Annotated in this window: 20 protein-coding genes; 11 read left to right on the forward strand and 9 right to left on the reverse strand. The window is 65.4% G+C overall.

Annotation, left to right across the window (positions count from 1 at the left end; translation table 11 throughout):
- Positions 1 to 34: 34 nt before the first annotated feature.
- The gene (locus Hhyl2_RS01825) at positions 35 to 1,618 is read left to right on the forward strand and encodes a hypothetical protein (RefSeq protein WP_483549005.1); all 1,584 of its coding nucleotides are present in this window, start codon (positions 35 to 37) and stop codon (positions 1,616 to 1,618) included.
- Between the two features lie 3 nt (positions 1,619 to 1,621).
- Entirely contained in the window at positions 1,622 to 2,392 is a 771-nt protein-coding gene (locus tag Hhyl2_RS01830; protein ID WP_483549006.1) for a PH domain-containing protein, read from the forward strand.
- 53 nt (positions 2,393 to 2,445) lie between these two features.
- On the opposite strand, the gene Hhyl2_RS01835 is transcribed toward Hhyl2_RS01830, so the two are convergent.
- Positions 2,446 to 4,017, reverse strand: coding sequence for a sensor histidine kinase (locus Hhyl2_RS01835; RefSeq protein WP_483549007.1), 1,572 nt, complete (start codon positions 4,015 to 4,017; stop codon positions 2,446 to 2,448).
- Between the two features lie 72 nt (positions 4,018 to 4,089).
- Here Hhyl2_RS01835 and rocF point away from each other — a divergent pair, with 72 nt between their 5' ends.
- Positions 4,090 to 5,004, forward strand: a complete 915-nt coding sequence (gene rocF, locus Hhyl2_RS01840) for an arginase (protein ID WP_483549008.1) — start codon at positions 4,090 to 4,092, stop codon at positions 5,002 to 5,004.
- 63 nt (positions 5,005 to 5,067) lie between these two features.
- Here rocF and Hhyl2_RS01845 read toward each other — a convergent pair whose 3' ends face one another.
- The 5 genes from Hhyl2_RS01845 to gyrB form a co-directional block, all read right to left on the reverse strand.
- Positions 5,068 to 5,400, reverse strand: a complete 333-nt coding sequence (locus tag Hhyl2_RS01845) for a DUF7521 family protein (RefSeq protein WP_483549009.1) — start codon at positions 5,398 to 5,400, stop codon at positions 5,068 to 5,070.
- A 1-nt stretch (position 5,401) separates the two neighbouring features.
- Entirely contained in the window at positions 5,402 to 5,761 is a 360-nt protein-coding gene (locus tag Hhyl2_RS01850) for an ArsR/SmtB family transcription factor (protein ID WP_483549010.1), read from the reverse strand.
- Between the two features lie 92 nt (positions 5,762 to 5,853).
- Positions 5,854 to 7,059, reverse strand: coding sequence for a hypothetical protein (locus Hhyl2_RS01855; protein WP_483549011.1), 1,206 nt, complete (start codon positions 7,057 to 7,059; stop codon positions 5,854 to 5,856).
- Between the two features lie 149 nt (positions 7,060 to 7,208).
- Positions 7,209 to 9,659, reverse strand: a complete 2,451-nt coding sequence (gene gyrA, locus Hhyl2_RS01860; RefSeq protein ID WP_483549012.1) for a DNA gyrase subunit A — start codon at positions 9,657 to 9,659, stop codon at positions 7,209 to 7,211.
- Positions 9,656 to 11,584, reverse strand: a complete 1,929-nt coding sequence (gyrB, locus tag Hhyl2_RS01865; protein ID WP_483549013.1) for a DNA topoisomerase (ATP-hydrolyzing) subunit B — start codon at positions 11,582 to 11,584, stop codon at positions 9,656 to 9,658. The genes gyrA and gyrB overlap by 4 nt, the downstream gene beginning before the upstream one ends.
- A gap of 233 nt (positions 11,585 to 11,817) precedes the next feature.
- On the opposite strand from gyrB, the gene Hhyl2_RS01870 reads away from it, so the two are divergent.
- The 4 genes from Hhyl2_RS01870 (at position 11,818) to Hhyl2_RS01885 (ending at position 16,487) form a co-directional block, all read left to right on the forward strand.
- The gene (locus Hhyl2_RS01870) at positions 11,818 to 14,205 is read left to right on the forward strand and encodes a DNA topoisomerase VI subunit B (protein ID WP_483549014.1); all 2,388 of its coding nucleotides are present in this window, start codon (positions 11,818 to 11,820) and stop codon (positions 14,203 to 14,205) included.
- Position 14,206: 1 nt separating this feature from the next.
- Positions 14,207 to 15,310 (forward strand): DNA topoisomerase IV subunit A, encoded by a 1,104-nt coding sequence (locus tag Hhyl2_RS01875; RefSeq protein WP_483549015.1) that lies wholly within the window; start codon positions 14,207 to 14,209, stop codon positions 15,308 to 15,310.
- 83 nt (positions 15,311 to 15,393) lie between these two features.
- Positions 15,394 to 15,552 carry a hypothetical protein gene (locus Hhyl2_RS01880; RefSeq protein WP_483549016.1) on the forward strand — a complete coding sequence of 53 codons (159 nt, stop codon included), beginning with the start codon at positions 15,394 to 15,396 and terminating at the stop codon, positions 15,550 to 15,552.
- An 83-nt stretch (positions 15,553 to 15,635) separates the two neighbouring features.
- Positions 15,636 to 16,487, forward strand: a complete 852-nt coding sequence (locus Hhyl2_RS01885) for an NAD(+)/NADH kinase (protein WP_483549017.1) — start codon at positions 15,636 to 15,638, stop codon at positions 16,485 to 16,487.
- Here the strand turns inward: Hhyl2_RS01885 and Hhyl2_RS01890 are convergent.
- Entirely contained in the window at positions 16,484 to 16,771 is a 288-nt protein-coding gene (locus Hhyl2_RS01890; protein ID WP_483549018.1) for a DUF8006 family protein, read from the reverse strand. The genes Hhyl2_RS01885 and Hhyl2_RS01890 overlap by 4 nt on opposite strands.
- Before the next feature lie 122 nt (positions 16,772 to 16,893).
- Here Hhyl2_RS01890 and Hhyl2_RS01895 point away from each other — a divergent pair, with 122 nt between their 5' ends.
- Entirely contained in the window at positions 16,894 to 17,457 is a 564-nt protein-coding gene (locus Hhyl2_RS01895) for a response regulator (protein ID WP_483549019.1), read from the forward strand.
- Positions 17,458 to 17,529: 72 nt separating this feature from the next.
- On the opposite strand, the gene Hhyl2_RS01900 is transcribed toward Hhyl2_RS01895, so the two are convergent.
- A complete protein-coding gene (locus Hhyl2_RS01900; protein ID WP_483549020.1) occupies positions 17,530 to 18,126 on the reverse strand; it encodes a hypothetical protein in 597 nt (198 codons plus the stop codon).
- Positions 18,127 to 18,218: 92 nt separating this feature from the next.
- Between Hhyl2_RS01900 and Hhyl2_RS01905 the strand changes: the two genes are divergently transcribed.
- A complete protein-coding gene (locus Hhyl2_RS01905; protein WP_483549021.1) occupies positions 18,219 to 18,791 on the forward strand; it encodes a response regulator in 573 nt (190 codons plus the stop codon).
- Positions 18,792 to 18,825: 34 nt separating this feature from the next.
- Here Hhyl2_RS01905 and Hhyl2_RS01910 read toward each other — a convergent pair whose 3' ends face one another.
- On the reverse strand, positions 18,826 to 19,449 hold the full coding sequence (locus tag Hhyl2_RS01910; RefSeq protein ID WP_483549022.1) for a TetR/AcrR family transcriptional regulator: 624 nt from the start codon (positions 19,447 to 19,449) through the stop codon (positions 18,826 to 18,828).
- Between the two features lie 247 nt (positions 19,450 to 19,696).
- Between Hhyl2_RS01910 and Hhyl2_RS01915 the strand changes: the two genes are divergently transcribed.
- Positions 19,697 to 21,625: a COG1361 S-layer family protein gene (locus Hhyl2_RS01915; protein WP_483549023.1), complete on the forward strand. Its 1,929-nt coding sequence runs from the start codon at positions 19,697 to 19,699 to the stop codon at positions 21,623 to 21,625.
- Position 21,626: 1 nt separating this feature from the next.
- Positions 21,627 to 24,146, forward strand: a complete 2,520-nt coding sequence (locus Hhyl2_RS01920; protein WP_483549024.1) for an efflux RND transporter permease subunit — start codon at positions 21,627 to 21,629, stop codon at positions 24,144 to 24,146.
- Positions 24,147 to 24,245: the final 99 nt, after the last annotated feature.

Consider the following 24,245-nt stretch of genomic DNA (forward strand, 5'->3'; position numbering starts at 1 on the left):
GTGTTTTATTAGGTCCTGCTTGGAACGCCCGGCAATGCCCCCCGACGGTGATGGCCCTCCGACAGTCGTGGTGCTCCTCGTGAGTGTGACCCTGCTCAGTGTCCTCGCTCCGGGGATCAGTGCCGCCGAGCAGACACGTCCCGCGGCCGATGGCTGGTCGTCCACTGCACGGACGACGTCGGCACAGAACGCGACCGCGAGCCCGACGCCGACGGACAGCCAGTCGGCGACAGCGACGCCGAATCCAACCCCAACGCCGACGACGACATCGACAGCCTCACCGACGCCAACGCCGACGGGGACGCCAACACCGACACCGATCGAAACTTCGACGTCGACGCCGACTGGGACACCAACGCCCACTCGGACTCCAACGCCGACCCCCAGTCCGACCCCATCCCCGACCGGCGCACAGGGCGGGGCCAAGGGCAAACGGACGACCACGGTCGCTGCGCCGCCGGGACTCTCCGTGACGAACATCTCGACACCCGAGCGTGTTCGACCTGGTGAGCGGTTCACCGTCCGGGCGACCGTCAGGAACCCGGCCGACGAGACGCGCTCCGAGCGGATCGAGTACGTCTTCGCCGGTTCGACGGTCACGACTGACGTCGTGACGCTCGACGGTGGCGAGTCGGCACGGATCGGCTTCGAGCCGGCCGCCGACGCCGGACTGGTCACCGACACCGCTCTCGACACCGGGACCTACGTCCACGGGGTCCGGAACGAATCCGGTGAGGGGGCGCCGCGGTATCTCCGTGTTACTCCGGATGTCGACCTCGGCGTCGAGGCGTTCGAGGCACCCGTCGCCGTCCCGACGGACCGCCAGTTCGTCGTGCTGGCGACGCTCTCGAACCCGTCAGAGACGACGGTCACGCGGCGTGTCAGCTACCGGTTCGCTGGCACGACCGTCGACCGGAAGACGATCACCGTCGCCGGCGGTGAGCGAACGCAGATCGCGTTCGCCGTCGGGGCGACCGACATCGAAGCCGCGGGAGGAACCATCCGTACCGGGACGACCTACGACCACAGTGTCGTCTCCTCGGGTGGCGCGACTGCGGGCGACGCTGTTCGGTTCGAGGACAGCCAGCAAGCGAGTGCCGAGTCGCTCACCATCCAGCAGTCGACGCTCCCCAACACACTCCGTGCGGGCGAGACTGGCAACGCCAGCGTCACCGTCCGGAACGTCGAGACGGTCCGGTTCGACGGCCAGTTCGTCTACCACGTCGGCGGCAGCGTCGTCGCGACGCGTCAGCTCTCGATCCAGCCCGGCCAGCAGCGGACGGTCACGTTCAGCCCCAGCTACGCTGCAGTGGAACGGGCGGCCTTCCCGCTCCCGGCACCGACGACGCGTCAGCAGATCACAGTCGGCAACGATTCCATCGCCGGCAGTTCGCTGACGGTCGACGGGGCACGGACGCCGACGGCGACGCCGACACCGCGTGAGTCACCGACGTTCGCAGGGGCGTCCGAACCGCCCGCCGCGACTGAGACGGCGAGCTGTGACCGTGGCTTCTTCAATCGGTGCGGACAGAGCACGGTCGATCAGATGACACTGACCGTCATCGGAACTGTGTCGTCGATACTGGGCATCCTGTACGAGATGCTCACGGGGGGCTGAGCGATGGCACGAGGACTCCCATCGGTCTGGGGTGGCGTCTTCGGCCTCCCGCTGACGGCCATCGGCGTCTACCTCTACGAGTTCGAGACGCAGTATCCGCTCGTCGAGTCACAGCCCCAGACACCGCCGGCAGTCGGCATCGTCCTCGCGGTGTTCGGGCTGTTCGTCGTCGGTCTGGGGCTGTACGTCCACTTCGTCGCCGCACCGGAGGCCCCACGGATGCGCGAGGGCGAACGTGTCGTCGAGGAGCGACGGCCCGCCCAGCGGAACGCACTCGCCGAGGCGATCGTCGCGGTCCCGGTCCTCGGGGTCGCCTGTTACCTGCTGTACTTCACCGGGCGCCCGCTGTACCAGCCGACGGTCGGCTTCGCTGTGGGGCTGTTCCTGTTCTCCAGAGGGCTGTACCGCTACTGGCAGCACACGCTGACGACGTACTTCCTGACGAACCAGCGAGTCCTCGAGGAGTACCGGTTCATCTCGCTGCTGCGCAACGAGGTCCCTCTGGAGAAGGTTCGGGGCGTCGAGGAGACCCGCTCGGCGTGGGACTCGCTGTTCGGACTGGGGAACGTCGCAGTCCGGTCCGGCGCCAGCGGCGGCCTGACGGTCTCGGTCGACGAGATCTACGAACCCGCCGCGTTCGCCGACATGGTCCGGGATGAACTGCCCGCTGGCCCGACGGCGGACGACGAGGTGACCAGCGACGGCGAGCAGTCCGAGGACGCGGCGGGCTCGGAGACTGGCCAGCAGCCGCTCGACTCCGGCGACGCACACTGATTGCGTCCGTGCATTCGGCCGGTATGTTCGTAGCTGTCTGTCCCGGCTCGCTGTCAGGACTCTCTCAGGTCGCCGTCGCTCGGCTGGTCCGTCTCCGCTGCTGGTCGCTCGACTCCGGTGAACTCCAGCCGCGCGCCCCCGCCGTCGCTCTCTGTCGCCGTCACTGCCCAGCCGTGGGCCTCGGCGATCTCGGCCACGATGGAGAGCCCGAATCCGGTTCCCGCCTCGCTCGTCGTGTACCCGGCTTCGAACAGGTCCTCGTCGTCGGTGTCCGGAAAGCCGGGGCCGTCGTCCGCGACGTAGAACCCCGAACTGCTGGCGAGGTCGCCGACGCGTACTGCCACCGCGGGGCCGCCGTGCTCGATCGCGTTCCGGAAGAGGTTGGCCGCGAGTTGTCGCAGCCGACCTTCCTCACCGAGCACCGTGCCGGGCGAAGCGTCGACCGCGAAGGTCGCGTCCGGTGCGTCGACGGACAGCCAGGCGATCCGGAACACGTCCTCGAGGTCGACTGGCTCCGGGTTGACGACGCGTTTCCCCTGTTTCGCGAGCGCGAGGACGTCCTCGATGAGGGCGTCCATCCGTTCGAGCGCGGTCTCGACGTCGTCGAGATGGGCCGTCGGGTCATCGGCACGACGGGCCAGTTCCATCCGCATCGTCGCCAGTTGAAGCGGGTTCCGGAGGTCGTGGCTGACCATGTTCGCGAACCGTTCGAGCCGTTCGTTCTGGCGTCTGACCTCCTCCTGGCGCTCCTTGCGGGCCGAGATGTCCCTGGTCACACCGATGAGCCCGACGACCTCCCCGTCGGGGCCGTGCCAGGGAACCTTCGAGGTGAGGTTCCACTGGTCGAGCATCGGGAGGTACTCGACCTTGTCCAGTACCGGATCCCCGGACTCGATGACGTGCTTGTCCTCACGGTAGGCCCGCCGTGCGTGCCTATCGGCCACGAGACCGATCTCGGGATCGGTGTTGCCGTGGAACTCGTCCAGTGATTCCTCGAAGTAGCCCGTGCTGACATAGAGGTGGCGGGCGTCGACGTCTTTGATGTAGAGGTGGACCGGAATCGATTCCAGGATCGTGTCGAACAGCCTGCTCTTGTGGAGTAGCTGTGCGAGTCGTTCGCGGTCCAGGCCAGCCGCGAGCAGTTCGTCGACCGTCTCGCCGTCGACGTTTGGGGTGACGTTGTCGTCGAGTGGTGGGGTCGTCAGATCGTCCTGTGCTGTCGAATCCAGTGCGACGTCGTCGATAGCGCTGGCAAGCCGGGCGACTCCATCGGACCCGGAACCGGTGACGAACTCGTCGACGGCGGTGCCGACGGCGCGCTCTGCGATGGACGAGTCGCCGTCTGTCGTGTACAACACGATCGGCAGGCAGGGGTGTTTCCCCCCGATCCGTTCGGCCGCCGTGACGGCATCGAACGTATCGCCGTCGTGGCGGACCACCAGACAGTCGATGTCGGGCCAGGCGAGTCGGGTGACCGCGCCGTCGGTCGAGGTCGCGGTGTACCCCTCGACCGCTGCGTGGGACTGGAGCCCGTCGGCCAGACGGTCGCCACGCAGTTCGCTCGGGTCGACGACGAGGACGTGCCGGTGGGTGTCGTCGCCCCGACTCGACTCGCGCTGTACCATGCTACCGGAAGTATCTGACAGACCGACTTAACTGGTGCCATTTTTTTACTGCTGCGGGAGAGAGAAACAGGTATGCGACCGACCGTGCGCGTCCTGGGTGTTCCGATGGACCTCGGTGCCGACCGCCGTGGTGTCGACATGGGGCCGTCGGCTATCCGGTACGGCGGACTGGCCGACGGTCTGGTTGACCTCGGCTACGACTGTGTCGACGGTGGCGATATCGCCGTCCCGCGTCCGGAGGCCGGCGATCCAGACGCCGACGACCTCGCCGACGGGCGGGCGAAGTTTCTCACAGAGACCCGTGAGGTGTGTGCCGACCTCGCGACCGCCGTCGCAGGGACCCGCGAAGACGGCGAGTTCCCGCTGGTCCTGGGTGGCGATCACTCTATCGCGATGGGCACAGTAGGGGGTGCGGCCGACCCGGACGAGGAACTGGGCGTCATCTGGTTCGACGCCCACGGCGATTTCAACACGCCACAGACCACGCCGAGTGGCAACATCCACGGGATGTCGCTGGCGGGTATCCTCGGCAAGGGCCAGTTCGGTGAGTTCGAGTGGGCACACGCGCCCGGCGTCAGCGAGGAGAACGTGGTGCTGGTCGGGCTCAGAGACATCGACGAGGGGGAGAAACGGCTCATCACCGAGAGCGACGTGACCGCATACACCATGTCGGATATCGACGCCCGTGGCGCCTCGGCGGTCGTCCAGGAGGCGCTGGACGTCGCGACCGACGGCACCGACGCCATCCACGTCTCGCTGGATCTGGACTGGCTCGATCCGACGGAGGCCCCCGGCGTCGGGACACCGGTCAGGGGCGGCGTCTCCTACCGTGAGGCCCACATCGCCATGGAGTACGTGGCCGACAACCGCGACGCGATCCGCTCGATGGAGGTGGTGGAGGTCAACCCCATCCTCGACGAACACAACCAGACCGCGGAGTTGGCCTGCGAACTCGTCGCCAGCGCGTTCGGCGAGCGAATCCTCTAGGTCAGTCCCCCACGCCGGACACTCCCGGGCGTTCGGGGTCAGGCGCACAGACGATGTGTCCGCTCACTGGGACGCGACCCCCTTGCCGGCGGCGAGTCGGAGCGAGTACGCGATGAGGACGAGGCCGGCGAACTGGAGGAGTCGGACGACCAGTCTGAACGCGCTCTGGTAGCGGATGCCGACGACGTGGTAGGTGATGAGCCCCTGGCCCAGCAGCGCGACCAGGTACGTCACGCCGAACACGACGATCATCCCGAGCGAGAGGTACCGCATCGACGGGTCGCCGTGTCGGCGGAGCCCGCGGTAGGCGTGGGCGCCGATGTAGAGGCCGACGACGGCGGAGCCGGTGGCCGCGACACCCGCGAGCAGGCCGGTGAGTGAACCGAGCGTGACCATCTCAGAAGTTCCTCCAGAGGCGGGTCAGCTCGTCTGCCACGTCCGTCTCGCCCGCTTCGACTGTCCAGTCCAGCGACCCGTCGCTGATGGTGAGTTCGAACCGTCCCAAAAGCGAGACGTAGACGGTCTCGTGGTGGCCGTCGCGACGCGGACGGGTCTGTTCGTCGACCAGGTCGGCCGCTTCCAGGCGGTCCAGTCGGCGGTAGATCGAGGAGACCGACACGTCACAGCGCTCGCTCAACTCCGCCGCCGACAGCGGTTCCTCGCTCGTCTCGACCAGGATGGACCGGGCGTGCTCGTCGTCGAGGAGGCCGACGACGGTCGACAGATCGGTATCCTCGGCCACAGGTGTCTCTGTCATGGGCTGGGGAAATAACCTCCCGTGGTGGCTGGGCGTGCTGGGGGTGGACGGCAGCGACCGGCCCGGCGGGTCGGATAGCGAACGTGCCACACTCATCCGTCCCCTCCCGTCTCGACGGCGAACAGTGACCCGTACGCGGCGTCCGTGACGTACCGGAGTACCAGTGTGGCATCCGTGTTCGTGGCCGATTCGGCGAGTGTAACCGTCGCTGTGTCTCCGGCCGAGACGGTGTCGGTGTCGGTCCACGGGGCACCGCTCTGGACGGTCTCGTCCAGTCGTGTCCGGAGTTCGTACTGGAGGGCCGATGCATCGACGTCCTCGCCTGCTTCGTGGCGGAGCGTCAATGCCCGCCCGTCGGAGTCCTCGGTACTCCCCCAGGTGATCTGTGGCGGATACGTCGCCGTCGCCGGGTCGACCCCCTCGCCGGCCGGGACGCGCCCTACCACCGTCGCTAGCTGGCCGTCGACCGAGTAATCGAAGGCGTCTACCTCGCGGGTCAACAGCGTCTTCTGGACGCTGCGCTGCTTGAGCCGGTCGGTCGGGACCGGTTCACCGTCGGGATAGTGGTGTTTGACGACATGATAAGCGGTCTCGCCGTCGAACCGGAACCCCTCTGCCTTGAGCCAACTGCGTGCGCCGTTCGGACGCAGGAATTCGACCATCCTGCTCTCGCCGATAGCGGCGCTCGCCCGAGCGAACCGCTCGGCGACCTCGTGATAGCGGTCGATGCGGCCTGCCTTCGCGTCGAGAAGTGCCTGCACGTCGGCATCTTCGTGGACACGCTCGCTGGCGTAGACGAGTGCTCCGTCCCCGAGCGCGACCGTCCGCGGTTCGTCAGCCCGCGTGAACAGGTCGTACTCGTGGTAGGTACCGTCCGCAGTGTACCCGCTGTCGGTGAGGGTATCGGCGACTTCGGTTCGCTCGAACGCCCCTTCCAGGACGATTCCGAACCGCGTCCAGAGGAGTCGGTCGTAGTTCGCGTAGCCGACCCCGAAGTAGTCGAGGTCGGTCAGGAGCGATATCTTCGGCGTCGTGAACCGAACCGGTGCCCGGTAGTCGAGCGCGCTCGGGCGGCGAAACAGGACGTTGTAGTGCTCGCGGTCGGTTGCTGCCACCGACGGTGTCGGGAGCCACTGTCTGTACGTCGGGTCGTCGGCGTCGGGGACGTCGACACGGCCGAAATCGAGCTGTGAGCCCAGCGGCGGGAGGGCGGAGCTGCACCCACTCAGGCTCGTAGCCGCGACCGTGCCCGCGCCGAGTTGGAGGGCCTCACGTCGTGTCAGCTTGTCGGGGACCATCGCATCTGGACTGTCGGTCCCCTGGATTATTATTTAAAAGGTCGGGTTGCGACCGAGCGCAATCGGCGACAGGTTTTTACGTGTTGAATCTCCCTTCAGAGCAGGCACTCGTGTGCTATCGTCTCGGGCGAAAAAGGCCGCTCGCGGTGCTATTCGTCGGTCGGCGTCGGCACGACGGTGACGCTCGCGACACCGTCGCCGTCTTCGAGTTCCATGATCGTGACACCCTTCGTGTTCCGACCGACCTGGGAGATGTCGGCGGCGCGGATCCGCATGATCTGACCCTGCTCGGACATGATGACCAGGTGGTCGTCGTCGGTGACGGCCTTGGCCGTCCGGACGCGGCCGTTGCGCTCGTCGGTCTTGATGTCGACCAGGCCCTTGCCGTACCGCGATTGGGCGCGGTACTCGGTGAGTTTCGTGCGCTTGCCGTAGCCGTGTTCGGTGACCGTCAGCAGCGCTCGCTCGTCGTCGTCGTCGGTGGCGACCATCGCCGCGACTCTGTCGTCGTCTCCCAGTTTGATGCCGTTGACACCGCGTGCCGACCGGCCCATCTGGCTGACCTCGTTCTCGTCGAAGCGGATCGTCATCCCGCCCTCGGAGGCGATGACCAGATCCTTGGAGCCGTCGGTCACCTCGACGTCGACGAGTTCGTCGCCGTCTTCGAGTTTGGCCGCCCGGATACCGGTCGAGAGGATGTTCTCGAAGTCGGCGGCACACGTCCGCTTGACGTAGCCGTTCCGGGTGACCATCGTGAGACACTCGTCTTCCTCGAAGTCGTCCGTCGAGACGACCGCGGTGATCTCCTCGCCGTCGTCTAAGTTGATGATGTTGATCGCCGACTTCCCGCGTGCGGTGCGGGACATCTCCGGGATCTCGTAGGTCTTGAGCCGGTAGACCTGCCCCTGGTTGGTGAAACAGAGCAGGTAGTCGTGGCTGTTGGCCCGGAAGACCTTCGAGACGCGGTCACCCTCCTTGGGATCGGCGCCGATGATGCCCTTCCCGCCGCGGTTCTGGGGATCGAAGTTCTCGACGGGCATCCGCTTGATGTAGTCGTCCTCCGTGATGACGACCACGCAGTCCTGCTCGGGGATCAGGTCCTCGTGGGTGACCTGACCCTCGTCCTCGATGATCGAGGTCCGGCGCTCGTCGTCGTACTCGGCTTTGACCTCGCGGAGTTCGTCTTTGATGACGCCGTCGAGTTTCTCCTTGCTGTCGAGGACTGCCTGGAGGTACTCGATAGTCTCCTGGACGTCCTCGTACTCCTCCTCGATCTCGGCGGCCTCCATCGAGGTGAGCGAGCCCAGTTGCATCCGGACGATGTGGGCGGCCTGGTCCTCCGAGAAGTCGAACGTCTCGTGGAGGCCGGCCCGTGCGGCGTCGCGGTCCTCGCTGTTGCGGATGAGGTCGACGACGTCCTCGACGTTCTCCAGGGCCTTCAGCCGGCCTTCGAGGATGTGTGCGCGGTCCTCGGCCTCGGCCAGGTCGTGCTCGGAGCGCCGGCGGACGACCTCGCGGCGGTGGTCGATGTAGTGTTGCAGACTCTCTTTCAGCGAGAGGACCTGTGGCTGGCCGTCGACCAGTGCGAGGTTGATGACGCCGAAGGTCGATTCGAGGTGGTGGTCCAGCAGGCGGTTCTCGACGACGTCGACGTTCGCGCCGCGTTTCAACTCGACGACGATCCGGACACCGTTCCGGTCGGACTCGTCGCGCAGGTCCGCGATGCCCTCGATCTTGCCCTCGTTGACGTCGTCGGCGATGCGCTCGACGATACGGGCCTTGTTCTCCTGGTAGGGGAGTTCGCTGATGACGATCCGGCCGTCCTCGCGGTCGATCTCGTACTCCGCACGCACTCGAAGCCGTCCCCGGCCGGTCGCGTACGCCGAATAGATGGCGTCCCGGCCGACGATGTTCCCGCCGGTCGGGAAGTCCGGCCCGGAGACGTGTTCCATCAGGTCCTCGACGGTCGCCTCGGGGTTGTCGATCAGGTGGACCGTCGCGTCGACGAGTTCCCCGAGGTTGTGGGGCGGGATGTTCGTCGACATCCCGACGGCGATGCCCGACGACCCGTTGAGCAGGAGGTTCGGGACCTTCGCGGGCAGGACGTCCGGTTCCTGCAGGCGGTCGTCGTAGTTGCTCGTGAAGTCGACGGTGTCCTTCTCGATGTCCGCCAGCAGTTCCTCGGCGATGGGGGCCATCCGGGCCTCCGTGTACCGCATCGCCGCGGGCGGGTCGCCGTCCATCGAGCCGAAGTTCCCCTGGCCGTCCACGAGGGGATAGCGCATCGAGAAGTCCTGTGCCATCCGCACCAGCGTGTCGTAGATGGCCGAATCGCCGTGTGGGTGGTAGTCACCCATCGTCTCCCCGACGATCGAGGAGGACTTGCGGTGACTGGACCCCGAGGAGACGCCCATCTCGTGCATCGCGTAGAGGATGCGCCGGTGGACGGGTTTCATCCCGTCGCGGACGTCCGGCAGCGCCCGCCCCGCGATGACCGACATCGCGTAGTCGATGTAGGACTGCTCCATCTCGTCCTCGATACGGACGTGTTTGATGCGGTCGGCCGGTGCGTTCGCGTCGTCTGGTACGTCCGAGCTCATATGTCCACCCACTCCGCTTCCGGCGAATGTTCCTTGATGAACTCCTTGCGCGGTTCGACTGCGTCACCCATGAGGACGTTGAACATCTTGTCCGCGGCCGCGGCGTCCTCGATGGTGATCTGTTTGAGGATGCGGTTGTCCGGGTCCATCGTCGTCTCCCAGAGCTGTTCGGGGTTCATCTCGCCCAGGCCCTTGAACCGCTGGACCTGGGTCGGGTTGCCGTCGCACTTCTCGGCGACGATCCGGTCCCGCTCCTCCTCGGTCATCGCGTCGTAGGTGTTGCCCCGGTACCGGATCCGGTAGAGTGGCGGCTGAGAGGCGTAGACGTATCCCGCTTCCAGCAATGGCTTCATATGACGGTAGAGAAGCGTCAGCAGGAGCGTTCTGATGTGGGCGCCGTCGACGTCCGCGTCCGTCATCAGAATTATCTTCTCGTATCGGAGATCCTCGATATCGAACTCCTCGCCGATGCCGGTGCCCAGCGCGGTGATGAGGTTCCGGATCTCGTCGTTCTCCAGGATGCGGTCCAGCCGGTGTTTCTCGACGTTGAGGATCTTTCCCTTGATCGGGAGGATGGCCTGGTACTCGGGGTTGCGGCCCTGTTTGGCACTCCCGCCGGCGGAATCACCCTCCACGACGAACAGTTCGGCCGCTTCGGGGTCGCGTGTCTGGCAGTCGGCCAGTTTCCCGGGCAGCGCCGTCGAATCGAGCGCGGACTTCCGGCGGGTAAGTTCCTCGGCCTTCTTGGCGGCCTTGCGCGCCTTGGCGGCCTCGACGGCTTTTCCGACGACCATCTCCGCGGTGTCGGGGTTCTCCTCGAAGAACGTCGCCAGGCCGTCGTGCATCGCCGACTCGACGATCCCGCGGACCTCGCTGTTACCGAGTTTGGTCTTCGTCTGGCCCTCGAACTGCGGGTCGGGATGCTTGACCGAGATGACCGCAGTCAGCCCCTCCCGGATGTCGTCGCCTTTGAGAGTGTCGTCGAGGTCCTTGAGCAGGCCGTTGTCGGTCGCGTAGTCGTTGACGACGCGGGTCAGCGCCGTCTTGAACCCGGTGAGGTGGGTCCCACCCTCGCGGGTGTTGATGTTGTTGGCGAAGGCGTGGATCGAGCCCTGCAGGTCGTCGGTGCCCTGCATCGCGATCTCGACCTGGACGGTCCCCTCGGCGATGTCGTCCTCGTCCTCGAAGTAGATCACCTCCGAGTGGAGCGGCTCTTTGGTCTCGTTGAGGAACTCGACGAACTCCCTGATACCGCCCTGGTACTCGAAGGTCTCGCTGGTCCCGTCGCGTTCGTCCTCGATGGTGATGGCGACCCCGGAGTTGAGGAAGGCGAGTTCACGCAGCCGTGACGAGAGCGTCGAGAAGGAGAACTCGCCGGTCTCGAAGATCTCCTCGTCCGGCCAGAAACGGACCGTCGTCCCGGTCTCTTCCCCGGGGTCGAGGTCGCGAATCTTCTTCAGGTCATACTCCGGTGTGCCGTGGTCGAACCGCTGGCGCCACAGGGCCCCGTCGCGCTTGATATCGACCTCCAGCCACTTCGACAGCGCGTTGACGACGCTGACACCGACCCCGTGCAGGCCACCGGAGACCTGGTAGGACTTGTTGTCGAACTTCCCGCCCGCGTGGAGGATCGTCATCACGACCTCGACGGCCGGGCGGCCGTGTTCTTCGTGTTCGTCCACGGGGATGCCCCGCCCGTCGTCGCTGACGGAGACGGAGCCGTCCTCGTGGATGGTCACATCGATAGTGTCACAGTAGCCGGCCAGGGCCTCGTCGATGGCGTTGTCGACGACCTCGTAGACGAGATGGTGGAGGCCTCTGGCGTCCGTCGACCCGATGTACATCGCGGGCCGTTTCCGGACGGCTTCCAGCCCTTCGAGGGTCTGGATCGACTTTGCGCCGTACTCATCAGACTCTCCTGACATAGGAACTTACTCTTGTTAGTAGATGGGGGTTGATAAAACTCCCGCACGCGCGTGCGGGGCAACAGCGAAGAAACCACACGAGGGCGACCGTTCCTGGATAAATTTTCTGGCCTCGTTTCAGACAATATATCGGTTTCGGCACCCACATCGGACACCTCGATAGGGGGAGCGTTTCACTTTCACCCCGGTGGCGAACACCTTTTAACCCCGACGCCGGTACCTACCGCACGACAATGACCTCGTATCAGTCACGACTCGGCGACGGTGAGGGAATCGCCGAGGAGTTGGCCGAGTCCCAGCGGGCCATCTCCATCGCCGAGTTCTTCGAGAAGAACAAGCACATGCTGGGGTTCGACTCGGACGCCCGGGCGCTCGTGACGGCCGTCAAGGAGGCCGTCGACAACGCCTTGGACGCCTGCGAGGAGGCCGGCATCCGCCCGGACATCTACGTCGAGATCCAGGAGGCCGGCGACTACTACCGACTCGTCGTCGAGGACAACGGCCCCGGCATCACGAAGGAACAACTTCCCAAAATATTCGGGAAGTTGCTGTATGGGAGTCGTTTTCACGCCAGAGAGCAAAACCGCGGTCAGCAAGGTATCGGGATCTCGGCGGCCGTCCTATACTCTCAGCTTACTTCTGGCAAACCGGCGAAGATTACCTCCCGGCCGAAGGGCCAGTCCGAGGCCCAGTACTTCGAACTCATCGTCGACACGGACACGAACGAACCCGAGATCAGTGTCGACGAGACGACCACGTGGGAGCGCCCTCACGGGACCCGGATCGAACTGGAGATGGAGGCGAACATGCGCGCCCGCTCGTCGCTGCACGACTACATCCAGGACACGGCGGTCGTCAACCCCCACGCCCGCATCGAGTTCGACGAACCTGGGCTGGACGAGCCACTGAAGTTCGAACGCGTCGAAGGCGCCGATCTCCCCGACGAGACCGAGGAGATCCGACCCCACCCCCACGGCGTCGAACTCGGGACGCTGTTGAAGATGCTGGAGGCCACCGACTCGTATTCTATCTCGGGGTTCCTCCAGGAGGAGTTCACCCGCGTCGGCGGCAAGACCGCGGACAAGGTCATCGCGAACTTCAACGACCGTCACTACGGGCGCGGGATGGCCTGGAGTCCGCCACAGGCCCACGAGGACGAAGACGTCGGGGCGGCCGTCGAGGACGCCGTCGCCAACAAGGGCGCCGAGGCGACCGCCGACTTCGCCGCTGGGGTGGCCGAGGCTGTCGCCGACCACGACCGCGTCGCCCACCACGAGATCGCCGCGATCGTCGACGAGACGGCCGCCGCCGTGGAATCAGAGTACGACACCACCTTCGGGTCGACGGTCCGGGAGAACGCCGTCGAGGCGGCCTGGACGGCCGTCACCGCCGACCGCACGAGCGACTGTTACGCGCTGGTCGACGCGGCGACGACCAAACGGAAGGACGACGCCGCCGTCGAGGGGCTGGCAAGCCGACTGGCCGACAAGTTCGACGACGGAACACACGTCCTGACACGCGACACGCTCCGTGGGTACGTCGACCGCGCCGCGGATATGACCGAGGAACAGGACGACGAGACGTTCGGCGAGACGGCCCGAGAGAACATCGTCGACGAACTGTGGGACGTCGCCGTCCGCGTGCCCGACGACCCGCCGAAGGTCGCCGACGTCGCCGACGACCGCGACACGGCCAGCGAACTGCTCTCGGCGATGCGCGAGACCGACATCATCGCGCCGCCGACGGATTGTCTCGCACCGATCAGTGCCGACCTCGTCGAACAGGGGCTTCGCAAGGAGTTCGACGCGGACTTCTATGCGGCCTCGACACGTGACGCATCGGTCCACGGCGGCGACCCGTTCATCGTCGAGGCCGGCATCGCCTACGGCGGCGACATCCCCGCCGAGGGGACCATCGAGGTGATGCGATTCGCCAACCGCGTCCCGCTGGTCTACCAACGGGGCGCCTGTGCGACGACCGACGTGGTCAAGAGCATCAACTGGCGCAACTACAACTTAGATCAGCCCGGCGGTTCCGGCATCCCCAACGGCCCCGCCGTACTGATGGTCCACGTCGCCTCGACGAACGTGCCGTTCACGAGCGAGTCGAAAGACGCCATCGCCAACGTCCCCGAGATGGAAGACGAGATCGAACTCGCCATCCGGGAGGCGGCCCGCGAACTCAAGAGCTACCTCAACAAGCGCCGGTCGATGCAACAGCGCCGGAAGAAACAGAACAAGCTGGCGACCATCCTCCCGGAGATGGCCGCAAAGCTGACCGAGGTCACCGGCAACGACGAGCTACAGATCGACGACTCGCTGGCCCGGATCATGAACAACGTCCTGATCGAGCGCGAGGTCGAGGACGGCCGCGTCCGACTGATCGTCGAGAACAACGACGATACGAACGCCGACGTGGACGTGACCGACATCGTCACCGCCGAGCCACAGGACACCAACGGCGCGACCGTCGTCGAGATGGACGGCGAGTGGTTCGTCAAGTGGTCGCCGACGGTCGGCGCCGGCGAGCGCGCTGTCCTGGAGTACAGTGTCACCGACGAGGCCGAGTTCACCGTCTCGGTCGACGGTATCGAGGACGAGAAACTGACGGTGGATGCCTGATATGAGCAGCGAGAACACGACACCCGATTCGACGGCAGCCCGCGAGCAACTGATCGACCTCGCGGCGGAGTTCTACGACCAGTTCGCCGAGGGGGACGTCCCGACGATGACCATCCCCACCCGGACGAAATCGAACATCGAGTACGACGAGGACAAGAAGGTCTGGGTCTACGGCGACCGCACCTCGACGCGGTCGGCCAAGTCGGTCTCCGGGGCACAGAAGCTCCTGAAGGCCGTCTACACCATCGACTTCCTCTCGAAACAGCTCGACGAGGACCGCTCGTCGACCCTGCGTGAGCTGTACTACCTCTCGGAGTCCTGGGACCTCGAAGACGCCCAGTTCTCCAGCCAGGACGAGTCCAACCAGCTCATCGAGGACTTAGAGATCGTCTCGGAGGTCACCCGCGAGGACTTCCACATGCGCCCCGAGGAGTCGGGCGCGACCATCATGGGCCCGCTGGAACTACGCGAGCAGACCCGACGGGGCGAGCGGGTCATCCACTGCCAGGCGGACGTCGGCGAGGGTGGCTACCAGATCCCCAACAATCCCGACACCATCGAGTTTCTGGACAACGACGCCGACTTCGTCCTCTGTGTGGAGACCGGCGGGATGCGTGACCGACTCGTCGAGAACGGCTTCGACGAGGAGTACAACGTCATCGTCGTCCACCTGAAGGGCCAGCCCGCCCGTGCGACCCGGCGGATCACCAAACGGCTCCACGACGAACTCGACCTCCCGGTCGTGGTCTTCACTGACGGTGACCCCTGGTCGTACCGCATCTACGGCTCGGTCGCCTACGGCTCGATCAAGTCCGCCCACCTCTCGGAGTACCTCGCGACCCCGGAGGCCCAGTTCGTCGGTATCCGCCCGGAGGACATCGTCGAGTACGACCTTCCGACGGACCCGCTGTCGGACTCGGACAGCAACGCGCTGGAGTCCGAACTCGAGGACCCCCGGTTCCAGACCGACTTCTGGGAGGAGCAGATCGAACTCCAGTTGGACATCGAGAAGAAGGCCGAACAGCAGGCGCTGGCCTCGCGCGGCCTGGACTTCGTGACCGAGACGTACCTCCCCGAACGGCTCGACGAGATGGGCGTCATCTGATCAGTCCGCCAGTACCGGGTCGCGACCGGCAGTCGGTGTCCGGGAAGGCTGGATTTATACTGCTGAGTGCCATCTCTCGGAGTATGCCGGTCATGGCGAGCGACGACTTCTCTATCCACCGGGAGGGGTGTGCGGAGTTCGACGACGGGATGCCAATCTCGTCGTTGCCCGACGAGGTGACCTCGATCGACGATCTGGACTGTGCGTGCTGGAGTGAGTTCGACTCGCTCGACGAGATCTAGCGGCGGTACCGTATCCGACGACCGACGCGGACGTGGCGCCCAACCCGTGGCTGGTTTATGGTCGGGGCGCCGTAGCAGTCGATATGACCGTCGGTATCGTGGCCCAGCGCAACAACGACCGGGCCCTCTCACTCGCGAGTACGCTGTCGGACCGCCTCGACGAGGTTTCCGCGTCGGTCGTGGTCGACGAGACCACCGGCGAGACGGCCGACGACCACGACGACTGGGACGGCACGTCGCCGGCGACGGCGCCCGTCGATGCGATGGGTGACTGTGACCTCGTCGTGAGTATCGGTGGCGACGGCACCTTCCTCTACGCGGCCCGCGGCGCCGGGTCGACGCCGATCATGGGCGTCAACCTCGGCGAAGTGGGGTTCCTGAACGCCATCGCGCCCGAGGAGGCCATCGAGACGGTCGTCGCGGAGGTCGAACACATCCAGAAGACCGGTAGCGCACGCACCCGAGCACTGGCACGTATCAACGCTAGCGGCGACGACTGGTCGCTCTCGCCGGCGCTCAACGAGGTCGTCGTCCAGGGTTCGCACCGGGGACACGGCGGTGGCGCCACCTTCCGGGTCCGCGTCGACGGCGCGACCTACACGGCCACCCACGCCGACGGCGTCCTCGTGGCGACACCGACCGGGTCGACCGCGTACAATCTCAGCGAGAGCGGGCCGCTCGTCCACCCGGACGTCGACGGCCTCATCGTCACCCAGATGGCCGGCGCGGCGGGGATGCCACCGCTGGTCGTCGACGCCGATAGCGAAGTCGTCGTCGAAGTCGCGGACGCGGACACGGGTGTCGTCGTCAGTGACGGGCGTATCAGACAGGAGATCGCGCCGCCGACACGGGTCACCGTCTCGCGGGCGAGTGACCCGGTCCGTCTCGCAGGACCGCCGCTGGACTTCTTTACTGCGCTGGAGAAACTGGCCTAGCGACGGCCCAGCGAGAACAGCACCGGGGCAGTCACCAGGAGGACGATCCCGAACAGTTTGTACTGGAACGACGAGGTCAGCAGACTACCGGCTGCTGGCTCCATCGTCGCCGTCGGCAGGATCAACAGGACGACGCCGACGCCGACCGTGTGCAGTCCCAGCAGCCGGAGCGACCGCGTCGGCAGGACGCCGACAGCGCCGAGGACGAACGCCAGCAGCAGGACGTCGCCGACGTTGTAGTTCAGCAGGAAGCTGTCGATGAGTTGCAGCGGTGGCGAGAGCATTCCTATCCCGAATCTCGCCGTGACGCAATCTTTAAACTTCCGTTCCGAGTGTATCGTCGACAGCTCCGTCCGGCCCTCGCTCCACTACAGTTATATGAACGTAGCCGGCACTACAGCATACTGTGACAGAGGCTACTGTGCTCGTCGTCGACGACGAGACGGAGGTCGCAGACGTCTACGCGTTGCGACTCCGGAACGAGTACCAGACGGAGACGGCCTACGGTGGGGGCGAAGCCCTGGAGGCGATCGACGACGATATCGACGTCGTGTTGCTCGACCGACGGATGCCGGATATCTCCGGAGACGACGTGCTGGACGAGATCCGCGAGCGCGAGCTGAACACACGGGTGATCATGATCACGGCCGTCGACCCGGACTTCGATATCATCGAGATGCCGTTCGACGACTACCTCTGCAAGCCGGTCGACAAGGACGATCTGGTGGCGGCAATCGAGCAGCAACTGGCCGCGCGCCGCTACGACGACCGGCTGACCGAATACCTCGAAACGACGTCGAAACTCGCGTTGCTGGAAGCCGAGAAGACGCCTCAGTCCATCGAGGACAACGAGGAGATGGAGCAGCTCCAGCGACGGGCACAGGAGCTCAGAGACGAGATGGACGAGGCACTGGCGGAGTTCGAGGACATCGCGACGGCCTTCGAGGAGATCGGCCGTCGGCCGGGCTGATACTGGTTGCTGTGACTGAGTGGCGATATTCACATCGCGCATTCGTGACCGACGGACAGCCGACAGTATGTGCTACTCGACCGGCGTGTAGAGCAGGTAGCCGTCACCACCGGCGTCGACCGACCGGAGCCGGAACCGCCGGATTCCGCTGCCAGTTCTGCAGTCGATCGTCGTCTCGAACGCTGCGTCGGTGATCGTTTCCGTATCGACGGCGTCCGCGTCGGTCGTCATCAGCGTCTCCTCCAGTGGTGTCCCCGCGATCCGGGCGGGCGGGACATCGAACGTCGTTCCGAAGGACTCGTTCGCGGCCCGGACCACCGGGCCGTACCCCTCGTCGGCGTAGTAGAGGATCGGATCGGGGTGGCCGTCGAACAGATCGACCGGTTCCGGGGCCGGAATCGCCTCCTCGTCCATCTCGACGGTCATCGGCTGCCGGTCGGGCTGGGTCTCGTCGATGTCGTCGGTCGAGAGGAGATATCCGACCGCACCGATCCCCCCGCCGAGGGCGATCCCGAGACCGACGAGCAGCGCTCGCGAGAACGGCAGCGTGAAGGTCATTTCGACGGCGAGTGCTCCGGCGGCGACGAGCAGTGCGCCAGCACCGATCCAGCCCACCATCGTCGCGACGCCTCCGAGGCGGCCGCCGTCTCCGTCTGATGTCCCGGCCATCATGCGTTCGGTCGTTCGGCGGCGGGTTAACATTTTCCGCCTCGGGTCGGGGCGCCAGACATAAACACGGCCCCGAAGTAGGTGGACAGACTGTGACAGCGTCCCATCGTGGCCGAGTACTGGTCGTCGACGACGAACGGGCCGTCGCCGACACACAGGCGGTCCGGCTGGAGGGCCACTACGAGACCGAGACCGTCTACGGAGGTGAGGCGGCGCTCGACCGTGCCGGGCCGTCCTTCGACGCGATCCTCCTCGACCGACGGATGCCGGACGTCCACGGCGACGACGTGCTCGACCGTCTCCGAGAGCGGGGCTACGAGGGGGCTATCGTGATGATCACGGCCGTCGATCCGGACCTGAACATCCTGGAGATGGGCTTCGACGACTACCTCTGCAAGCCTGTCGACCGGGAGACCTTGCTCACGACGCTGGACCAACATCTGGAGTCACCTGGTGAGGACGACCGGCTCGACGAGTACTTCGAGATCACCGCCAAGCTGTCGGTACTCGAATCCGAGAAGACCGGGACACAGCTCGACGATAGCAGGGAGTACCAGGCGTTGCAGGAGCGGGCGGAAGAACTGGCGTTCGTGCTCCGAACGGAGCTCGACGATTTCGAGGCGATCGTCGAGGCTCACGAATCCATCCGACGGGACTCGGGCTGATACGTCGGCTGTCACTGAGAGGAGACAGTACGGGTCAGGCTGCCTCGGCGACCAGTTGCTCGTCGATGTACCGCTCCAGCGCCGCTCGCATCGGTTCGACCGGGTCGTCCTCCCGCGTCGCGTTCTGGAGGACGATGCCGTCGAGCATCGTCAGCAGGAACTGGGCGGTCTGTTCGGGATCGACCGTGACGAAGGCCCCCGTCTCGATCCCTTCTTCGATGATGGCCGCGACACGCTCGGTGAACCGGTGGTCGGTCTCCGTAAACTTCGCGCGGAACTCGGGGTTGCGGACACCGTGGGCGCGCAACTCGACGTAGGTCCGTAGCGCTTTCTCTTGATCGGGGAGTTCCTCCGCGTGGGGGAACTCGCCCAGGATCAGCGTGAGGAACGTCTTGAGGTCGCTCTCGGGGTCGCCGGTCGATTCGAGCTGGAACAGCTGGTCGAAGACGTCCAGGATATACTCCAGAAACGACAGCAACAGGTCGTCCTTGTCGTCGAAGTGGTGATAGAACGTCGACTTGCTCAGCTCGGCCTGGTCGGCGATCCGCTGGATAGAGAGCCCTGCGTAGCCGTGTTCCTGGAGCGCACAGAACGTTGCCTGCATGATCGCCTCTCGGGAATCAGTCGGTTCGCTTGCGAACGGCAACCCATCGACCATCCTGACCGAATATTCGTTCGGTCACATAAATACCCTGCAGATGACGGCCGAACCACAACGTTCATAACCAACCGAACGTTCATTCGAGTCGAGAAAGCGGAATGGATCACGACAGTCGAGACACTCGTGGGGGGGTCGGTTCGTCGCCGCACTACCCGTATCACTCTCGGTCCTCGTTCTCTCCGCGTCTCACACTGATCGGTTCCGCTACTGATTGTTGTCGCGCGGCACGTCGCTATTCACAGCCATGAACTCACGCACATCCATCACGTTGGCAGTTGTCGCACTGTTGGTCGTCCCCGGACTCGCGGCCGGTGCGGTCGTCGGAAGTCCCGACATCACGGCCTCGCTCACCGACCGGACGGTCGTCCCCGGCGAGGAGACGACGTTCGACGTCGTCCTGACGAACACCGGCGACCTCGATACCGCCTCTTCGCGGAACCCGAGTTTCAACAGCGAGGTGACCACCGCCCGTGGCCTCCGTGTCGACGTCAAGGACGGCGGCGGGCCGTTCACCATCACGACCGACGAGCAGGTCTACGGATCGCTCCCCCAGACGACCACGCAGCCGATCTCGTTCGACGTCGTGGTCCACGAGGACGCCGACCCGGGCGCGTACCGCGTCCCGGTCGTCCTCAAGTACAAGTACACCGAATACATCTCCGAGACCTCCGGTGACCGCGACGAGGCGACCGAGACCACCCGCGAGTTCGTCACGGTCAGAGTCTCCGACCGGGCGAAGTTCGACGTCACCGACGTCGACTCGAACGCCCGCGTGGCCTCGACCGGAACCGTCGCCGTCAGCGTCGAGAACACCGGCTCCGAGGCCGCCAACGACGCCTCGGTCGTCTTCGAGTCCAGCAGCTCCGACCTCTCGGTGGGCGGCCAGCAGGCCAGTTCCCGGTACGTCTCCGAGTGGGAACCCGGTGAGGTCCGGACCTTCCGGTACCGGGTCGGCTCGACACCGAACGCCGAAGCGGACGCCTACGAGTTCGGTCTCACCGTCGACTTCGACGACGAGGACGGCGCCAGCCGTCAGTCCGCACGACAGTCCGTCGGCGTCGAACTCGACAGGGAACAGACCTTCAGCGTCACCGGCATCGAGAGCGACGTCTCGATCGGCGACACCGGGACCTACAACGTCACGCTCCGCAACGAGGGGCCGATCGCGGTCAACGACGCGACGGTCCAGGTCGTCTCTCAGAGCAGCGACATCTCCTTCAGCGGTTCGGAGTCGACGACCCAGTACATCGGGCCGTGGCAGCCCGGCGAGACCCGCACGGTCCGCGTCGAGGCGACCACGAGCGAGGACGCACAGGTCCGCCCCTACGCGTTGACCGCGACGGTCGGCTACACCGACGCCGAGGGTGACGCCGGCGCCGACGAGAACATCCAGCTCGGCCTCCAGCCAGAGCCCGAGCAGACGTTCAGTCTGACCAACGTCGAGTCGAACCTCAGAGCCGGCGACGACGGTCGACTCAACGCGACGATCACCAACACCGGCGCGAACCCGGTCCGCAACGTCGTGCTCGTCTGGGAGAGCGACAACTCGAACATCTCCCCCAAGAAGACCGAGTACGCCGTCGGTAACCTCGAACCGGGCGCGTCCGCGCAGGTCTCGTTCGGTGTCGACGTCTCCGATGCGGCGGAGGGCGGCCCGCGGCAGTTCGACTTCGTCACCCGCTATCGCAATCGCGAGGGCGACAGCCGCGAGAGCGACACCATCGAGATCCAGCAGTCGGTCAGTGACAGCACCGACGAGTTCCGCGTCGAGACCACGGACGTCAGTGTCGGTGCCGGTCAGTCCAAGACGATCGAACTCACGATCACCAACGTCGACAACGAGCGTCTGACCAACATCGAGGCGAAGCTCTTCACCGATGCCCCGATCTCGGCGACCGACGACGAGGCGTTCATCTCCGGGCTCGATCCCGGCGAATCGGCGACGCTCAAGTTCGGTATCAGTGCCAGCGGCACGGCGATGCAGAAAACCTACCCGATCTCCATGGACTTCCAGTACGAGGAGCCCGACGGCGACACCCCGGTCTCCGACACGTACCGCGTGCCGGTCGAGGTGACCGAGCGCAGCGGTGGCGGCGGGCTCCCGCTCCCGCTCATCGGTGGCATCGTGCTGCTGAGTGTGCTCGCGGTGGCCGGCTACGTCAGGTATCGGTAAGATGGAGCACCAGCGGTACATCGACTGGATCGACGACCGCATCGTCGAGGACTCCAGGAGAGTCGTCATCACCTTCCTGGTCCTGACGGTCCTGTTCGGCGCCGGCCTCGGCAGCGTCTCGACGAACGCCGGGACTTCACAGTTCACCACTGGGCTTCCAGCAGAGGAGGCATTCGAGCAGGTCAACACGAAGTTCTCGCCGACCTTCGAGACCGATACCGGCAACACACAGCTCATCCAGGACGGCAACAACGTCCTCTCCAAGGACGCGATGTTGCGGATGCTTCGCTCACAGAACCGCCTGGAGGATCACGCGGAGTTACGCGTCACGTCGACCTCGTCGGCAGCCGGGATCGTCGCTAGACAACTCGATCCCGACGCAGGGACCACCGAGGCACAGATCCGCGCTATCGAGCGTGCGAGCGATAGCGAGGTCGACGCCGCGGTCCGCAGTGCGGCCGACGAGAACCCCCAGTTCACCTCGCTCGTGAGCAACGACTTCAACCGTGGCTCGGCGAGCGCTTCCGCGACGATCGGGCTGGTCACCCACGAGGTTCCGGCTGGCCTCTCCTCGGGGTCGGGACAGGGTGGTTCGAGCCCGTTGACGAGCATCCAGCAGCGGTCGGATTTCATCGTCTCGTCGACTGGTCCGAACGGCATCACCGTCTTCGGGTCCGGTATCCTCGCCGCAGAGTTCTCGAACGTCGTCGGTGACTCGCTCATCCTGACGGTGCCCGCGGCGGTGCTGTTCATCCTCCTGTTCCTGACTATCGCCTATCGGGACCTGGCGGACATGGCCCTTGGCCTGATCGCCCTGTTCATGACCATCGTCTGGACGTTCGGATTCATGGGGCTGGCCGGGATTCCGTTCTCGCAGATGCTCATCGCCGTCCCGCCGCTGTTGCTGGCGGTCGGGATCGACTTCGGGATCCACGCGGTCAACCGCTACCGCGAGGAACGCGAGAACGATACAGGCATCGAAAAATCGATGCGGATCACGACAGATCAGCTCATCGTCGCGTTCTTCATCGTGACCGGGACGACGGTCATCGGGTTCCTGGCGAACCTGACCAGTTCGCTCCCACCGATCCAGGACTTCGGGTACGTCGCCGCTATCGGGATCCTGTTCACCTTCGCTATCTTCGGCGTCTTCCTCCCGGCCGCGAAGGTCGAACTGGACCGCCTGCGCGAGCGGTTCCCCATCCCCACGTTCAGTCAACGCCCGCTCGGCTCCGAAGGATCGGCGCTGGGCGGCGTCCTCCGGGGTGGTGTCGTCATCTCGGAGCGGGCACCTGTGGTCTTCCTGCTGGTCGTCCTCGTGGTGACCGGCGGTGCAAGTGTCTACGCGACGGGTGTCTCGACGTCGTTCACCCAGGACGACTTCCTGCCGCCCGAGGACAACCCCGACTACCTCGAATCGCTCCCCGAACCGTTCGCCCCGAGCGAGTACACGGTGACTGGGATCACCAACTTCCTCGAGGACAAGTTCTCCTCGACACAGAGCAGTCAGGCGACCATCTACGTCGAGGGACCGATGCGGAAAGATAGCGCCCTCGAACAGATCCATCAGGCGGGTGCGAACCCACCCGACTCGTTCGTCCGTGAGAACGGGCGGGCGTCCTCGACCTCGATCGTGACAGTCATCCAGGACCACGCCGAACGCGACGAGGAGTTCCGCCGACTGGTCGAGCGCAACGACGCCAACGACAACGGGGTCCCCGACGACAACCTGGAGACGATATACGACTACTTGCTGGACTCCTCGGCCCGTGGGCAGGCACTGAACTACATCACCGAGGACTACCGGAGCACGCGCGTCGTCTACACCGTCGAGTCCGACGCCAGTGACTCTGAGGTCGCCACCGACGCTCGGACGGTTGCCGACGACTTCCGGTACGACGCGACGGCGACGGGCTCGATCGTCGTCTTCCAGGCTGTCTCGGACGCCATCTTCGCATCGGCGATCCAGTCGCTGGCGATCGCGTTGATCGGCGCCTCGCTGTTCCTGGTGGTGATATACCACCTGCTCGAAGGCAGGGCGTCGCTGGGTATCGCGAACGTCATCCCGGTCGTCGTCACCGTGGCGTTGCTCGCGGGGACGATGCGCTACCTGGAGATCCCGCTCAACGCGCTGACGGCGACGATGCTGGCGATTACGATCGGGTTAGGTGTGGACTACTCGGTCCACGTCACCCACCGCTTCGCCGACGAGATCCAGCAGGCGGATCTGGCGACGGCGCTCGACCGAACCGTCCGGGGGACCGGCGGAGCACTGCTGGGCAGCATGCTGACGACCGTCTTCGGCATCGGCGTCCTGGCGCTGGCGGTGTTCCCGGCGATCGGCCAGTTCGGTATCCTGACGGCCATGTCGGTCGCGTACGCCTTCCTCACGTCGCTGCTGGTCCTGCCATCGGTGCTGGTCATCTGGGACCGGCTGTTCAACCGGAACCGGTCGATGGGGACCCTACCCGACGACGATATCTCGGCGGTCACCGACCAGGCTGCCGGCACCGACGACTGACACAGTATCCCGGTCGACCTCCGCCGTGTCACGCGGCTGGCGGTCGTGTCCACGGTGGACACACTTCTACAGACTTTATGCCCGCGGGAATCCTGGCAC

This window comes from Haloarcula sp. H-hyl2, assembly GCF_056934385.1.

Excerpts from the sequence above, each read along its gene's own strand:
- Hhyl2_RS01825 (WP_483549005.1), top strand. The coding sequence starts at position 35 with ATGCCCCCCGACGGTGATGGCCCTCCGACAGTCGTGGTGCTCCTCGTG.
- Hhyl2_RS01830 (WP_483549006.1), top strand. The coding sequence starts at position 1,622 with ATGGCACGAGGACTCCCATCGGTCTGGGGTGGCGTCTTCGGCCTCCCG.
- Hhyl2_RS01835 (WP_483549007.1), bottom strand. The coding sequence starts at position 4,017 with ATGGTACAGCGCGAGTCGAGTCGGGGCGACGACACCCACCGGCACGTC.
- rocF (WP_483549008.1), top strand. The coding sequence starts at position 4,090 with ATGCGACCGACCGTGCGCGTCCTGGGTGTTCCGATGGACCTCGGTGCC.
- Hhyl2_RS01845 (WP_483549009.1), bottom strand. The coding sequence starts at position 5,400 with ATGGTCACGCTCGGTTCACTCACCGGCCTGCTCGCGGGTGTCGCGGCC.
- Hhyl2_RS01850 (WP_483549010.1), bottom strand. The coding sequence starts at position 5,761 with ATGACAGAGACACCTGTGGCCGAGGATACCGATCTGTCGACCGTCGTC.
- Hhyl2_RS01855 (WP_483549011.1), bottom strand. The coding sequence starts at position 7,059 with ATGGTCCCCGACAAGCTGACACGACGTGAGGCCCTCCAACTCGGCGCG.
- gyrA (WP_483549012.1), bottom strand. The coding sequence starts at position 9,659 with ATGAGCTCGGACGTACCAGACGACGCGAACGCACCGGCCGACCGCATC.
- gyrB (WP_483549013.1), bottom strand. The coding sequence starts at position 11,584 with ATGTCAGGAGAGTCTGATGAGTACGGCGCAAAGTCGATCCAGACCCTC.
- Hhyl2_RS01870 (WP_483549014.1), top strand. The coding sequence starts at position 11,818 with ATGACCTCGTATCAGTCACGACTCGGCGACGGTGAGGGAATCGCCGAG.
- Hhyl2_RS01875 (WP_483549015.1), top strand. The coding sequence starts at position 14,207 with ATGAGCAGCGAGAACACGACACCCGATTCGACGGCAGCCCGCGAGCAA.
- Hhyl2_RS01880 (WP_483549016.1), top strand. The coding sequence starts at position 15,394 with ATGCCGGTCATGGCGAGCGACGACTTCTCTATCCACCGGGAGGGGTGT.
- Hhyl2_RS01885 (WP_483549017.1), top strand. The coding sequence starts at position 15,636 with ATGACCGTCGGTATCGTGGCCCAGCGCAACAACGACCGGGCCCTCTCA.
- Hhyl2_RS01890 (WP_483549018.1), bottom strand. The coding sequence starts at position 16,771 with ATGCTCTCGCCACCGCTGCAACTCATCGACAGCTTCCTGCTGAACTAC.
- Hhyl2_RS01900 (WP_483549020.1), bottom strand. The coding sequence starts at position 18,126 with ATGGCCGGGACATCAGACGGAGACGGCGGCCGCCTCGGAGGCGTCGCG.
- Hhyl2_RS01910 (WP_483549022.1), bottom strand. The coding sequence starts at position 19,449 with ATGGTCGATGGGTTGCCGTTCGCAAGCGAACCGACTGATTCCCGAGAG.
- Hhyl2_RS01915 (WP_483549023.1), top strand. The coding sequence starts at position 19,697 with ATGAACTCACGCACATCCATCACGTTGGCAGTTGTCGCACTGTTGGTC.
- Hhyl2_RS01920 (WP_483549024.1), top strand. The coding sequence starts at position 21,627 with ATGGAGCACCAGCGGTACATCGACTGGATCGACGACCGCATCGTCGAG.